This window comes from Pseudoalteromonas sp. TP27, assembly GCF_056470645.1.
On the sequence record NZ_JARDAK010000023.1, the window covers coordinates 1 to 15,163 of the forward strand.

The 15,163-nt window shown below is 39.1% G+C and carries 13 protein-coding genes; 8 read left to right on the forward strand and 5 right to left on the reverse strand.

The genetic code is table 11. The features are described 5' to 3' along the window. Positions 1-721 (forward strand): transposase (locus PX700_RS18880; RefSeq protein WP_479521563.1); only part of this gene is annotated, 721 nt, incomplete at its 5' end. Positions 722-1,705: 984 nt separating this feature from the next. On the opposite strand, the gene PX700_RS18885 is transcribed toward PX700_RS18880, so the two are convergent. From PX700_RS18885 to PX700_RS18895, 3 genes are all read right to left on the reverse strand, one after another. Then, a complete protein-coding gene (locus PX700_RS18885) occupies positions 1,706-2,308 on the reverse strand; it encodes a thiamine biosynthesis protein ThiC (RefSeq protein ID WP_479521564.1) in 603 nt (200 codons plus the stop codon). Positions 2,309-2,648: 340 nt separating this feature from the next. After that, positions 2,649-3,350: a metal-dependent hydrolase gene (locus PX700_RS18890; protein WP_479521565.1), complete on the reverse strand. Its 702-nt coding sequence runs from the start codon at positions 3,348-3,350 to the stop codon at positions 2,649-2,651. Positions 3,351-3,552: 202 nt separating this feature from the next. Then, entirely contained in the window at positions 3,553-4,098 is a 546-nt protein-coding gene (locus PX700_RS18895; protein ID WP_479521566.1) for a TetR/AcrR family transcriptional regulator, read from the reverse strand. A gap of 205 nt (positions 4,099-4,303) precedes the next feature. Between PX700_RS18895 and PX700_RS18900 the strand changes: the two genes are divergently transcribed. Beyond that, entirely contained in the window at positions 4,304-4,795 is a 492-nt protein-coding gene (locus PX700_RS18900) for a hypothetical protein (protein ID WP_479521567.1), read from the forward strand. 6 nt (positions 4,796-4,801) lie between these two features. After that, the gene (locus PX700_RS18905) at positions 4,802-5,659 is read left to right on the forward strand and encodes an EamA family transporter (RefSeq protein WP_479521602.1); all 858 of its coding nucleotides are present in this window, start codon (positions 4,802-4,804) and stop codon (positions 5,657-5,659) included. 178 nt (positions 5,660-5,837) lie between these two features. On the opposite strand, the gene bktB is transcribed toward PX700_RS18905, so the two are convergent. Both bktB and PX700_RS18915 read right to left on the reverse strand, forming a co-directional pair. Next, positions 5,838-7,031 (reverse strand): beta-ketothiolase BktB, encoded by a 1,194-nt coding sequence (gene bktB, locus PX700_RS18910; RefSeq protein WP_479521568.1) that lies wholly within the window; start codon positions 7,029-7,031, stop codon positions 5,838-5,840. 73 nt (positions 7,032-7,104) lie between these two features. Continuing rightward, positions 7,105-8,259, reverse strand: coding sequence for a YbfB/YjiJ family MFS transporter (locus PX700_RS18915; RefSeq protein ID WP_479521569.1), 1,155 nt, complete (start codon positions 8,257-8,259; stop codon positions 7,105-7,107). Between the two features lie 142 nt (positions 8,260-8,401). Here PX700_RS18915 and PX700_RS18920 point away from each other — a divergent pair, with 142 nt between their 5' ends. The 5 genes from PX700_RS18920 to PX700_RS18940 all read left to right on the forward strand — a co-directional run bounded on the left by PX700_RS18920 (position 8,402) and on the right by PX700_RS18940 (position 15,133). Beyond that, the gene (locus PX700_RS18920) at positions 8,402-9,238 is read left to right on the forward strand and encodes a LysR family transcriptional regulator (RefSeq protein ID WP_479521570.1); all 837 of its coding nucleotides are present in this window, start codon (positions 8,402-8,404) and stop codon (positions 9,236-9,238) included. 200 nt (positions 9,239-9,438) lie between these two features. Further along, positions 9,439-10,239 carry an ABC transporter ATP-binding protein gene (locus PX700_RS18925; protein WP_479521571.1) on the forward strand — a complete coding sequence of 267 codons (801 nt, stop codon included), beginning with the start codon at positions 9,439-9,441 and terminating at the stop codon, positions 10,237-10,239. Further along, positions 10,239-11,687 carry an ABC transporter permease gene (locus PX700_RS18930; RefSeq protein ID WP_479521572.1) on the forward strand — a complete coding sequence of 483 codons (1,449 nt, stop codon included), beginning with the start codon at positions 10,239-10,241 and terminating at the stop codon, positions 11,685-11,687. The genes PX700_RS18925 and PX700_RS18930 overlap by 1 nt, the downstream gene beginning before the upstream one ends. Continuing rightward, complete coding sequence (locus PX700_RS18935; RefSeq protein ID WP_479521573.1) at positions 11,684-13,006, forward strand: DUF3526 domain-containing protein; 1,323 nt, start codon at positions 11,684-11,686, stop codon at positions 13,004-13,006. The genes PX700_RS18930 and PX700_RS18935 overlap by 4 nt, the downstream gene beginning before the upstream one ends. Positions 13,007-13,021: 15 nt before the next feature. Further along, positions 13,022-15,133 (forward strand): TonB-dependent siderophore receptor, encoded by a 2,112-nt coding sequence (locus tag PX700_RS18940; RefSeq protein WP_479521574.1) that lies wholly within the window; start codon positions 13,022-13,024, stop codon positions 15,131-15,133. Positions 15,134-15,163 lie beyond the last annotated feature (30 nt).

Consider the following 15,163-nt stretch of genomic DNA (forward strand, 5'->3'; position numbering starts at 1 on the left):
GCTAAATGATAAAGCGATTGTTATTCGCTGGCATAAACTCTGTAAAGGCACATTGCTAACGCAAAAATATGTACAAGGTGAAAAGCTAAGTAAAGTTGAACTTATCTTTTTCAATCAAACGGTTAGACAATACCGCGAACGCCTATCCAGTATTAGCTGGTTTATGCGGTTACTAAATGAAGACATTGCCCGCAGAGCAAATAAAGAAGATAACTGCACAGGACGATTCTGGGAGGGCAGATTCAAATCGCAAGCATTACTAGATGAAGCAGCACTTGCAGCCTGTATAGCTTATGTCGATTTAAATCCCATTAGAGCTAAAATGGCTAACACACCAGAAGAGTCAGACCATACCAGCGTACAAAAGCGCTTAACATGCGCGGCAGAAGGTAAACAACCTAAACAGTTACTCCGCTTTGCAGGTATGCCACGTCAGATTATACCTAAAGGGCTGCCATTTGAGCTTAAATCGTACCTTGAACTTGTTGAGTTAACAGGGCGAATAATACGAGAGGATAAACGCGGGCACATTGATAGTATGAACCTTCCTTTGCTAGAAAGACTTAATATATCCCCCGAAAACTGGTTAAAACTCACCACACAATTAACGCGCGTATTCCATGGTGCAGTAGGTAGGCCCACTTCACAAGCAAGTTACTGTGAAAACTTAAAGCGGAAACGGCGATCAAGTATTAGCAACTGCGAAAAGCTACTCGCATAAAACTTAAGCTACTCAGTAAAACTATTCAGTAATAAATCACAACTGCATTATGCAGTTATTTTCATGCGTGTAATTTAGGTTTAATAGGGCTAATTACTCATTTAACGGATGAAATAAAGTGACCCAGTCATAAAAGATAAGTTTTGAACTTGAAGATCGAATTTTTTGGTATAGTTTAGTTTGTTCAATTAAAGTGGCTGTCTAGTTTAATATTTCGATCATGATGGCGTATTAGTCGTGCCAAAGTTGAGACATTTTAAGTGGATATGATGAAAATTTACTACGAGACAACAATTAGCTTTAATAGCATTGAATTTTTGCCATATGTGCTTTTTATAGTTATAAGTATAATCTTTATTGGGAGACTCAAAACATTATACGATTTATATATTAAGCGTTTTTTTAAGTTTAATTTCTTCGTCTTATTTTTTATATTTATTCTTTACAATCTAGCTTCTATAACGTCTATATATTCGAAAATGGAATATATAGCTAAAATAAAATCGCAGGAGGAGGGGGTTGTAACAGGCGAAATTGAAAATTAGTAGTAAAAGAAGGAGCAAGTCTAACACAGTCATTTTCAGTGTCAGGAGTGTTTTTTAAATATAATAACTATCAAACTGCGCCATATTTTTTTGCAAATCGGAAATATAACGATAAGGTTATTTTTAATGGAGGTTATGTTGAAATACATTATATCCAAGATAACGGTAATAATTATATCACCAAGTTATTTATAGAAAATGATTGAGCATTCTCAGTAAAAGAGAGCGTCGACCCATATAAATTTTGATTCAATCTATTAGCCCTCTAAAGCGAAGCGCCTCATATCCTCTTTGTGAATTAGTCTTAAAAAATAAGATGGCTGTCACTTTAAACGTAAAACAATGCTTTAAACGCAAAACATCGGCGAATTAGCAATCTAATACACGCCGATGTTTATAACTTATTTAAATAAGCACATTAGTTGTAAGGTATTAAGCCTTAGTCTTGTTTACGGTAAAGGCTTATTAAACAGATTGCTAAAAGTAACGTTGCGATCATACCTGATGCGCCAGCAACACCTGATGGAAGAAATCCATCACGGCCAAAGGTTATTAAAATACCATTGGCAATCATTGCAACTGCGCCTGCTAGTGATGTAATACTACCAATTGCTTTGCCGCCTTTAGCGATAAATGATAGGCCAAAAACAAGTGCTGCTAAGCCTAATAATAATTTAGCTGCGTAGTAAATCATGAATGACAAAGACACCACGCCACCAATTAAAGGTTGTGCGCCTTCTACTGTGCCCGCTACTTTACCAAATGTAGAAAACAACGTAAGGCCAATGCTCACTTGAACTATGTTAAGTACTGCGCTAAACGCGATAGCTGACCAGCCTAGTTGGGCGTTTTTTGCTTGCACCATAGCAGAACCTGCAAAGGCAACGAGCAAAGTAAATACAAGTGCTTCTAGTCCCCAAGCCACCTGCCTTGAAAAACTAATTTCAGCACTGTAAAGGGCTGAATAAATACCCTGTGATATTGCCAATATCAATAATAACGATGCTGCAATTAGGGTGGTGCGTTTTTGTGTAAATTCCATTAGGGACCTCTTATAATTTTATATTTAACGCTTTTAAAAGATGCAGTAGTTTTGCACACATCAAGCCGTTGAAACTTTTATATAAATATTGAAACTATAAGACAGGCAAAGCGATTTTAAAATTTCACTAAAACCAATAAAAATAATAATTAATTACAAATAGACTCAAGCATTGGCTTTTTATAAAACTTAAACTGGCAAAGTCGCATTGAGTTAAGCTGTAAACCTTTAAAAGCACTGCGCCTTTTACCCTCTTTGTGAATTAACTTTTAATTACTAAGAGGGTATTTAGATGCATTTTGGCAATGGGCATAAACGACGTTGAACAAAGCCACTTACTTTAAGATAAAAGCCTAAATTGAGACCAATCACTTAATGCGGTAATAGTCTGCTCTGTAGGCGGGGCTACATAGATTAAACCTGCAATGGCAACAACCGATGCCAACGTAATTAATTTATTATCGAAGTCAGCTATTTTTAAAGCGGTACCGAAAGAGCGTTTAATAGTGACATTATTTAAATCTACACTGTAAAGTTCATCGAGCAATAAATGGATTAACCCGCCAAGTAAAATAAACCCACCTGTTAACCAGGCAAAAGTGGCGGCTTGTGCTGTTGATTGGTTATTCAGTTTCCATGCTACTTGCGTTGTTAATAGCGCGCATAACAGTATAAATAGTAAAGAGTGGCAACTGCCTCTATGTACTGTTATCCATTCAAAAATGGGTCTAATAATGTATTTCATAAATCCGTACACCAATAACGGCACTACGATTAATTCGATAAAACTAATTTCAATAATGAGCTCGGTGGTTATGTAATGCAGTACCAGTAATACAGCGCTGAGTGCAAATAAGTTAAAAATAGTATCGAGTGATGTTGAGTTATCTGAATCTATATCGGGTAATAAGCCGCCGATTGAGCCTAAAAACCATAACCAGAGCGCGTCCTTTAAATCAATATGGCCTGCAGATAATAAGGTGGCTGAGGTTAAGCCTGTGATGATTAGCGCAGTATTAAGATGAGTATTGAAGTTTGCCATTGTGTCTCTTGATAGGAAAATAGGGGGGCATTCTACCAAGTGAAAAGTTTATTGTTCAATGTTCTTTAAAGATTGAAGTTTAAATTACCTAAGTTATGGATAATAAATCGAAAATAAATAGGATCACGTCTTTCTTTTGCCTTTTTTGCCATCCATGGCGCTACCAAAAACATTCAACTCTAATGTTGAAATTTATGATAGTTCAGCCTTTATTGGCTGCTTCTAATACAAATTCTTTAACTTTACTGACTAGGCTTGGGTCTTGAGTAACGAGCAGTTGAGATATTAACCCTTCATACATAATTTCAATTTTAAGCAAGTTGTCTGAGCTGTCGCACCCATATATTTTCAACCTAGTTTTGAGTTCAGCCCGAGCTGCATTTTTATGTATTTGGGATATTTTGTGTAAATCGTGATCTAAATTAGGGTACTCCCTGCACATGTTAATAAAAATGCAACCGTAGAACATATCATTTTGTATTGACTCTTCAAGCTCAGTAAAAAACTTCAACAGTAACTCTGTGGGATCTTTTATCTCTTTTCTATCTGTAAGCCATTTCGACTGTATCGTTTCGCTAAATTTAGTTATTGCTTCAATGGCTAACGCTTCTTTGCTACCAAACTGATTGTAAATAGTTTTTTTAGATACGTTAGCGTACTTAGCAATAGCATCAACCCCAGAAGCTGCCATACCACGCTCTGCGACCATAGAGATAAAGCTCTCTATTAAATAATCTTTTTTTCTCAATGAATTATCTCCGCCTTACAGGAACGCAATAATTTTATCATAACCCTTTTAAAATACACAGGTTGGTGTAAAAAGTTCTTGCATGCTTAAATCTTTGGCTTTACCATCTGATTATACCGATCTGTGTAATTTATTTTAAAAGTAAATACAGTGAAAATTTATAGCTTTCCATATTCTCTATAAATTTTAATAAAGAGGAAGTCTTATGTTAGAAACTAGAGTTAATCAGGTAACTTTGCTTAAAACCCTACTTACCAATACAAACGATTCAAATCAATTAAGTATTATGTATGCGGCTTGGGCATCTGTTTACACTACAGGTAGTGAATACCTTAAAAAACTAGTGCTGCAAGTGATCGATGAACCATCACCTACACATAAGCGTGATATTGAATTTGCGGTTGCCAGAATGGGAGTGACTAATCCTTATTTTATTGCCCGCCAGTTTGTATCAGTGAAGGCTGGTGGTAGCCTTGATGACTTAAATTTTAGGGCTTTCTCTATGCTGAATATCGAAAACGAACAAGCGTATCATCACGCATGCGTGGCTATATCGCTTATTAATGGCGGTCACATGTGTTTAAGCTCACACGTGGGGTCACTTCAAGGGGCTAATGAGTCGGATGAAAATATTGATTATTCTATGCGTATTGCCGCTGTAAGCCATTCTCTTAATATTTTGGGAAGAGGGGACTAATAGTTGATGCCAAAGATGGGGGCGAGTCTGTATGTATTATTAGGTTCGTTGGCTTTTGGTATATGGGGATTGGTCCCTATATACTTTCACCAATTAGACAAAGTTGACCCAATTTTGATCTTGTCTCAACGTGTTTTTTGGTCTGCTATTATCTTAATTTTAATTGCCATTATAAAACCAAAGTTGATTAGCTTTAATGAAATAAATACCAAAGATGTCGGATTGGCTTTTGTAGCAGGCTTATTGATGAACCTGTCTTGGTTGGGTTTTGTATACGCTACTATTACAAACAATATTATGGCGGCATCACTTGCGTTTTACATTACACCTGTAATGGTATTTGTTACTGGTTTTATATTTTTTAAAGAAAAGATAACACAATACCAAAAGATTTCTTTGTCGCTAATGATTTTAGCTATCGCTGTTTATGTATATTTTGATAAGCAGCTGCCTATATTAAGTTTGGTTATTGCCTTTTTATTTACCTTTTATTTTGTGGCAAAAAAGCGCATGAATAGTGGGACATTCGCTGCAATATTTTTAGAACACATTGTATTTGCTCCAATAGCATTAATTTATATTTGGTTAAACATATCTGATGAGACTTATGGTGAATGGCTTACATTAATGTCGGCTGCCCCATTGCAATTATTACCGATATTTTTACTGAGTATCGCGCTTTTAAAGATGCCATTAACCAAAATTAGTATTCTTCAATACATAGAGCCGACATTGCATTTAGCATTGGCGGTATGGGTTTATCATGAATCTGTGTCGAATGGTCAAAAATATGCGTTTATTATTATCGTATTATCTATCATATTTTCATTGCTAATCAGTAAGAAAAATTATGCTAATAATTGATATTTGGGATCAGGATTAATAATAAACTCATACGTTAAAATAAACGAGACAGGTATAAATCATTTACCTGTCTCGTTTATTTTTGCCCATTGGGTATTTATAGTGTTTAAAAAAGAGGCATGGCAATCGCCTCTGTTTTAAATAACGCAGTATCTTTTAGTTTCTCCTGAATTTTAAATTAAAGCGCTTCAAAAATGGCTGCTATACCTTGGCCGCCGCCAATACACATAGTAACTAAGCCATACTTGCCATTAATACGTTTTAGTTCGTACAAACACTTGGTAGACAAAATAGCACCGGTTGCGCCAACGGGGTGGCCTAGCGCTATAGCACCTCCATTTGGATTTACTTTATGCTCAGGAAAGTTTAATTCATTTGCTACGCATAATGCTTGTACAGCAAAGGCTTCATTTGATTCTATTACGTCCATGTCATCAATTGATAAGCCAGTTTTGTTAAACACTTGCTGTACCGCAGGGATTGGGCCTGTGCCCATTAATGCGGGCTCTACGCCTGCTCTTGCATAACCTACTAATCGGCCCAGTGGCTTTAAGCCTTGCTCGCTCGCTTTTTGCTCCGACATAAGTACTAGCATGGCTGCTGCGTCGTTAATACCCGACGAGGTTGCTGCTGTCACTGTTCCATTTTGTTTAAAGTAAGGTTTTAGCGCAGCTAGTTTTTGCTCTGTTGTGTCTGCACGTACATGCTCGTCTGTGTCAAACACATGGATATTATTTCTTGATTTTATCTCAATAGGCACTATTTGCTCTTTAAAGTGTCCTTTGGCTATCGCTTTAGCAGCTTTATGATGACTTTGCGCTGCGTAAGCGTCTTGTTGGTTGCGGGTAATATTATATTTTTCTGCAATGTTTTCGGCGGTGATCCCCATAGGGTTGTTATCCCATGGGTCTTGTAATGTGGTGGTCAGCTCATCAACCATTGTGCTATTACCCATTTTTTGGCCCCAGCGGCTACTTTCAAGTGTGTAGGCTGAGCTACTCATGCTTTCTGCTCCACCTGCTAAGGCTGCATCTACTTCACCTAATTGAATTTGCTGAGCTGCTTGTATGATGGCTTCCAAACCTGAGCCACATAAACGGTTGAGTGTTACCGCATGGCTATTAATTGGTAATCCGGCATCAAGGCCAATGACTCTGGATAGGTAAGCATCTTTAGGGCCGTTATGAATAACTTTACCTATTACACATGAACCCACCTGGGTTGGTGATATATTTGCTCTGGCTAAGGCTTCTTTTGCGCAAAGTGTACCAAGTTCTGCAGGAGTAAAGTTTTTAAGGCTCCCTCCAAAGCTACCTATAGCGGTGCGCACTGCGCTTAGGATAACTACACTATTGTTATTAAATTTTGTCATTTTTGTCTCTTATTATTTTTATGCCTATTTACTTATCAAAACATAGTTTGAGTTGTTATGTAATTATAAATAACTACTTAGAACATTTTAAAAGCCCAAACAAAAACCAAGTACCAATCATTACTATGAATGCTGATAAATAAAGCGCCATATTATAGTTACCAAAATATACCAGCAGGTAGCCACTTGGTATAGGCGCTATTATTTGTGCTGCGCCATAGGCTAGGGTCATCGTGCCCATAAATCTTGCAGGGTTACTAGGATAAAAGTTACCCGCCATGGTTAAAACAAGGCTTACACAAGCAATAAAGGTGCCTCCAAACAGTAAGGTACTTATTAAAATTGCGGGGAGCGTATCGCTAATAGCGGGCAAAATAATACCAATTGCAAGTAAAGTGTATGCGGCTATTAAGGCTTTAATAAATCCGGTACGCCGTGCTACCCGATCCCATATTAATGCGGCGGGTGTTGCTGCAAGTCCCACTAATAAAAAAGCAATGCTACCTTGTCCTTTTAGGCCTTCAACACGCTCTACAATATCAACAATAAAAGTAGAGCTTACGGCGTAGCCATACCCTGCGCAAAAATAGGCTAGCATCATTAATAATTTAAACGTTTTACTTGGTGGGTTGTCTTTTTTAGTTACTTTTACTTGCCCGTGAGCTGTTGGGTGTGGCATCCACAGCCATGCGGGTATTGCAATAATTGCAGCCAAAATAGCTAACGCTATCCATTGTTGTTGCCAGTTACTATTTGTGGCTAGCATTGACTGTACGAGTAGTGAGGTAACAACAATACTTATGCCTGCTCCGGCAAAGTGAATGCCTAGCTCTGCGCGATGATTATTATTTACAAGCCATTTTAAAATAAGGCCTGAGGCAATAATAAACCCGCCAGCGGCGCAAGTGCCTGCAATAAATCGCAATAACGCCCATAGGTATATATTACTAGTGATCACCATTGCTGCAGAGGTAACAACACTTAAAATAAGGTAAAGGCGATGCAAATTATATTTATGATTTAAATTATGCATATTCGCGGCAATAAACACTCCACACATATACCCCATAAAGTTAGAGGTGGCTAACCAGCCAGAGCCTAGCTCGGTTAAACCAGCACCTTTTTGCATTATGGGTATAAGCAAACTATATGAAAACCTTGCCACTCCAACGGTTACAACAATACTGCAAATGCCCGCAATATAAGCGCGTGTTTTGGTGATTGTCATAGGTGTGCTCTTTTTATTGTTAGATTGTTATTCGCACAGATTACGTTGTTCTGCTAATCTAAAAAATTGAATTATTAAGAACTAAAATTTCTTATTAAGAGAACCAATTTAATGGCTAACTTTAAAATTAATAAAGAGAACTATGGAAATTTTAATTCTTAAAACGTTTAAAGCTATTGTTGATGAGGGCGGTATTAAAGGTGCTGCTGAAAAACTCAATACGGTGCAATCTAATATTACTAATCGCATTAAAAAGCTTGAGCAAGAACTCGATACAAAGCTATTTACATTAACCGGGCGCAGGCTTGAATTAACACCAAGTGGGCGGCAACTTTGCGACTATGCCGACAAAATATTGCAGTTAGAGCATCAAGCTACGTTAGCAATTTTAAGTAACAAAGGCAGTTATGAGTTAATCATTGGAATGCCCGAAACATTTGCTGCTGTGCATATGCCTTTAGCTTTAAAGCAGCTTAAAGATAATTACGCCCAAATTAGAGCTAAAATTTTTACAGATACGAGCGATAGGTTGGTACTTGCTGTTTTAAATAATAAAGTTGATTGCGCGGCAATAGGGAATGCACCCAGACACGAAAACCTGATTGTTATACCCGTAGTGCATGAGGAATTAGTGATGGTTACTCCGCTTGATGGCGATCATTACCCTGTATTATTTGTGAGAGACGAGGGATGTGGTTATCGAAAGCATGCACTTGTTTGGCAACAAAAAGCAGGGCGCACTAATGAAGAGTTAATGATTATGAGTAGTGCAGATGGTGTTTTAGGGTGTGTATCTGCTGGTTTAGGTTACACAATTATGGGTAAAAACATGGTTATAGGTAGCCGATACGAAAAATCGCTGTGTATAAACCCTGTTAGCTTTGGCCCTAAGCATGTGGAGCTTTCGATTGTTTATCGAAAAGATTGCCCTTTAGAACCTGGCGTACTCGCTTTAGCAAAACTATTACAAACTAAATAGGACAAAAACTAAATAGGGGGCAAACCTAAAGGTTAATTAATTACACTTAACAGCTAGGCTTAAATTAGCGTTTGGTACATCAATTTTACTTAATAGCGTTAAATTTACGTATTTGTTAAGTTTACAATGTTATATTGTTGCAATTACCATTTGATATAGTATAACATTCAAAAATTCTGATTCCCCATATAGAGTTTAGTGTGACAACACCTACCGCAATTAATAAAACATCACCAATAGAATCACAAATCCCTAAGCAACCCGTTAGTAGTACACACAATAATCGCGATGCAATTATTGAAGTGGACTCGCTTTGTTTTAGTATTAAAAACAACGCTATTTTAAAAAACTTAAACTTTAGTGTGGGCTCGGGCGAAATTTACGCGCTACTAGGCGGTAATGGTGCGGGTAAATCAACCACTTTAAAAACGTTACTTGGGTTTAATAAACCCACGCAAGGCTCGGTGAAAGTAGCGGGTAAAGAGGTAACACAAGCGCTTAATTTTGTACGTGGTAAAACCGCGTATTTACCCGAGTCGGCAACGTTGTATCCGCATTTAACAGCACGCGAAAACGTAGCGTATTTTTTATCACTTGCTGATATTAAAAAATCAGACGAGCAAATTAATGCCGCGTTTAATCGCGTAGCCTTGCAACAAGCTGCGTGGGATCGCCACATGCAAACCTACTCAAAAGGCATGAGACAAAAAACAGCGATTGCATTAGCCATTTTACGTGAAGCACCGATATTTTTACTTGATGAGCCTACGTCGGGCTTAGATCCTGTTGCAATTGACGAGTTTAACCAACTTGTGCGTGAGCTTGCATTAACGGGAGCGACTATTTTAATGGTGACGCACGATGTATACGGCGCATGCCAAGTGGCTAATCGTATTGGTTTATTAAGAGCTGGTGAGCTGGTGGGCGAATTTGACGCACCACAAAATGGCCGTATTGATACCGAACAAGTCCACGCAGCTTTTGCGCAAAGAGGCGCGTAATGAGTATAAATAACTTTTCAAAGGTGGTTATAGTTGCAAAGGATGAGTGGCGCTATTGGTTTCGCTCAAAACTTGCAATGACCGTACTTGCTATTGGTTTAGTGCTCACGCTTGCATCGGTAATTGTTACCGCTATTACTATGATGGAGCTAAGCCATACTCGCCACGAACTGCAAACAAGCGCTGAGCAAAGCTTTGTTGATCAACCCGACCGCCACCCGCACAGAATGGTGCATTATGGGCATTATGCATTTAGAACGCCTTCGCCACTGAGCACACTCGACCCAGGTATTGATGCCTACACGGGTAACTCTATATTTTTAGAAGGACACAGACAAAACAGTGCAATGTTTGCAGATAGCCGCCAAGGTACAGCATTAACTAAATTAGGCAGTTTAACCCCTGCATTTATTGTACAAACACTCGCACCGTTATTACTGATATTAATTGGTTATAGCGCTATTAGCCGCGAGCGTGAGTCGCAAACGTTATCTTATTTGTTATCGCAAGGTACATCGGGCGCAACACTCATTGCAGGTAAAGGGCTTGCGTTAATGTCGGTTGTAGGATTAATTTTAATTCCGCTTACGGTATCGGCTTTATTTACACTTGGCTCAGGCGAAGGGTTACTTGCTGTGGCAAGCTTTGTGCTCGGCTACGCTTTATATTTAACTGTGTGGGTGCTGCTTGTTTTATTGGCATCAAGCGTGTTTAGTAAAAACTGCGGTAGTTTTACAACACTCGCTTTTGTATGGATTTTACTGTGTATTGTAATGCCACGAGTAGCGAGTACAACGGCTTCAACAGCTGTACCGTCAGCAGGCAAAATAGAAACCGACTTTGCTGTAAAAGCCGAACTTAGAAAACTAGGTGACGGCCACAACACCAACGACCCAGCATTTAAGCAATTTAAACAATCACTCCTTACTAAATACAACGTGAGCAGTATTGATGAGTTACCCGTTAATTTTAGAGGGCTAGTCGCAAGCGAATCTGAGGCTAAGCTAACTAGCGTACTCAATAAGTTTGCACAGCAGCGTATGCAAGCTGAGCTTAACCAAACAAAGGTGTCGCGTTATTTTGGCTGGGTTTCACCAATGGTGGCAATTCGGTCGTTATCAATGATTGTAGTGGGAACGAGTATTGAAACGCATCATCGTTTTTTACGCGAAACCGAGCAGCTGCGCTTTGATTTTGTACAAGGGCTTAATAAAGTTCATGTAGAAAAACTTAGCTACCAAGACGACATGAACCGAAATGCAAATACTGCAGCAACCCAAAAGGCACGTGTAAGTGCTCAAAATTGGCAAATACTGCAAGACTTTACCTTTAATGTAGACACTCCTGAAGTAAGAACGCAGCGAAGCATACCTGCTTTTTTACAGCTACTACTTTGGATTGCAGTGTTGTTAGGCGGTATTAAATTTGTAGGGAGGCGTTTGTTATGAGTTACCTATTAAAACAAGTTGTGCGTGAATGGCGTTTTTTACTTCGTCAAAAATACTTAGTGGTATTACTGGTATGTACGTTTGTTATGTCGGGATTTGCCGTTTATAGCGGGCTTAGCGAAGTAACACAACAAAAGCAAACTATTGAGCGCTTAAAAGCAGCCGATTTAACAGACTTAACGAACGTACAGCATAAGTACGATGATGCAGGCTCGCTTGCTTATTACAGTTTTCATTTAACGTATTCATCGCCTTCAAATTTAGCATTTGCTGCTTTAGGCGAGCGCGATATTTACCCGTGGAAACACCGCCTAAATTTACTTGCGTTAGAAGGGCAAATATACGAAAGCGATGCACAAAACGCAGAGCTTGCTCAAGCCGGTAAAATTGATTTTGTATTTGTATTAAGTGCTTTAGCGCCATTGGTGATTATTTTATTATTTCATGACTTATTTGCTAGTGAGCGCACCAGTGGCAGACACGATTTGCTGGTCACTACGGCTAAATCGTATTTTGCGCTGTGGGGCGCACGTATAACGGTAAGGTTTATAGCGGTAATAATATGCTTAATGTTGCCATTTTATGTAGGCGCTTTTCTTAGTAGCTCAGTATTGGGTGATGTTGGATTTATTACTTTTATATGTGTTATTTACTTGGCTTTTTGGACGTTATTGAGTGTGTGGTGGGGCAAAAATGCCAGTAGTGCGCCACGTGTTGCCTCAACCTTAATAGGTTTTTGGGTATTAGTTGCGTTTATTATTCCTATTTTAGGTGATTTAGCGATAAACAAAGCGGTGCATTCGCCAAAAGGTGGCGACATTGTGCTTACCCAGCGAGAAGCTGTTAATGGTGCGTGGGATATTCCAAAGCAAATAACCATGGACGCCTTTGTGGCAAATCATCCAAAGTGGACAAACTACACCGATATGCAAAGTGAGTTTGAATGGAAATGGTACTACGCATTTCAGCAAGTAGGCGATGAAAAAGCGGCGAAGCTATCACACGCTTACCAAGATGCGGCACGTAAAAAGTATTCATTAGCCGGGTTTGTATCGTGGTTATCACCGCCATTATTACTTCAACGTGGTTTAACACGAATGGCTAAAACAGATGCCGTAGCGGCATTTAGGTATGAATCGCAAATGCGTGGATTTCATAAAAGCTTACGGACGTTTTACTACCCGTGGTTATTTGTAAAAGGTAACCCTACTAAAGCAGCGCTTGAGAATATGCCAAGCTTTAGTAAAACCATACTCAATGAACAAAAAAAGCTAAGCAATGTAGACGCTCAGCCAAAACAAAATTTATCAGCTAACTAATGAACAAGGTTTATCATGAATACCAATAAAAAAGGGCTTAAGCTCACTTATATTAGTGCCTGCTTAGCAAGTATGTTTGCAAGCCACGCTATTGCAGCCAATGAAAACACTAGCGCTAAAAACAGTGCTAATGAGCCTATTGAGCGTTTAGCGGTTACTGGGTCTCGTCAAGCATACCAAGGTAATTTTAGCCCTTTAGAAACTCCGCAATCAGAGCTGAAAATAGATTTAGAAGCACTCGAAAATGCAGGCGCAATAGATTTAAACCAAGCGCTAGATTTGTCGGCATCGGTTGCGCGTCAAAATAACTTTGGCGGGCTTTGGAATAGCTTTGCGCTACGCGGCTTTGTTGGCGACGAAAACCTGCCAAGTAACTATTTAGTAAATGGGTTTAATGCAGGGCGTGGTTTTGGTGGCTCGCGTGATTTGTCGGGTATTGAATCGGTTGAGGTGTTAAAAGGCCCTCGCGCAGCTTTATTTGGCAGAGGTGAGCCAGGCGGCACAGTAAACCTTGTTACTAAGCGCCCAACGTTTGATACAAGCGGCGAGCTAAAACTCAGTATAGGCAGCTTTGATACTTACCGCGCCGATGTGGATTACACAACGCCCCTTAGCGACGACGTAGCAATTAGATTGGTTGGTTTTTATGAAGACGCAAAAAGCTTTCGCGATACCATAGAAACAACTAAACAAGGCTTTAGTCCATCAATTACGTGGAACATTGACGACAATAGCCAACTAATTTACGAGCTTGAATATAGCGACCAAGAAGTTCCGTTTGATAGAGGTGTATTAGCAATAGACGGCGAGCTTGGCTTAATACCAGAAAGCCGCTTTTTAGGCGAGCCAGGTGATGGCCCAATAGATGCTGACGTACTTGGCCATCAATTAGAGTTTGTTCATGACTTTAATGATAACTGGAGCGTATTACTGGGCGCTAACTACCGTGATACATCGCTTGAAGGTTTTGCAACCGAAACAGGCTTTGATGGTGTAGTAGATGGCGAAGTAAATCGTTTTAGACGCTACCGCGATTACGACGCTACATACCAAGTATACCGTGCAGAAGTAACCGGTCATTTAGAGATTGCTGGGTTAGAGCATCGTTTAATTATGGGTGTTGATTCAGATAAGTTTGAAAATGATCAAGTTGTGCTTCGTGTAAAAGGTGATCAGTTTATAAATGTATATAACCCTGAGTATGGTGCATATGAGTTACCAACGCCAACAGCCAATACCGACAAGGTAGAAATACAAGAATCGTTAGGTGTGTTTATACAAGACCAAATAAGCTTAACCGATAAGTTAGATATACGTGTAGGTGCTCGTTTTGATGACTACGAACAAACACTTAATAACCGCTTATCTAAGACTCAATCTAAACAAAGTGAATCGCGTATTAGCCCACAGTTTGGCGTTGTATATGAGGCAAGCGAGTTTGTATCTGTTTATGCTGCTTATGGTGAAAACTTTAGGCCTTTATCGGGTACTGATTCAAACGGAGATGGGTTTGAGCCAAATCAGTCTACGTCATCTGAGGTTGGTGTTAAGTTTACTTTAAACGATGGCGCGCTGTTTGGCACCATTGCTGTATTTAAAGTAGAGCAAGACAACATGCTGGTAGTAGACGACCCAACGGCGTTTAGCTTTGCAGCTATAGGCGAAGCGCAAAGTAAAGGCTTTGAAATTGATATAAACGGTGAACTGACCGACTCTCTCGATATTTGGGCATCGTATGCGTATGTTGATGCAACGATTGAAAACTCATTTTTTGATGCTAACTTTGGCTACACCGTAGAAGCGGGAAGTTCTTTATTAAATATTCCTGAGCATCAATTTAGTTTACAACTGGTTAAATCGGCTGAATTATACGGTAAAGCTATTAAATTTGGTGGTGGTTTAGTTTATGTAGATTCACGAAACGGCTTTTTTGGTACCGATTTTGAGCTGCCAAGCTACACAACTGCACGTGCATTTGTTGATTATGATGTAACTAAAGTATTTGGTTTACGCGCCGAAGTAGATAACCTGTTTGACGAAACGTATTACACAAACTCGTTTGCTGATGCGTGGGTACAACCTGGCACTCCAAGAAGCGTAAGACTATCTGCATCATATAAGTTTTAAACTTTTAAACGAATGCTAAAAATGGCTGCT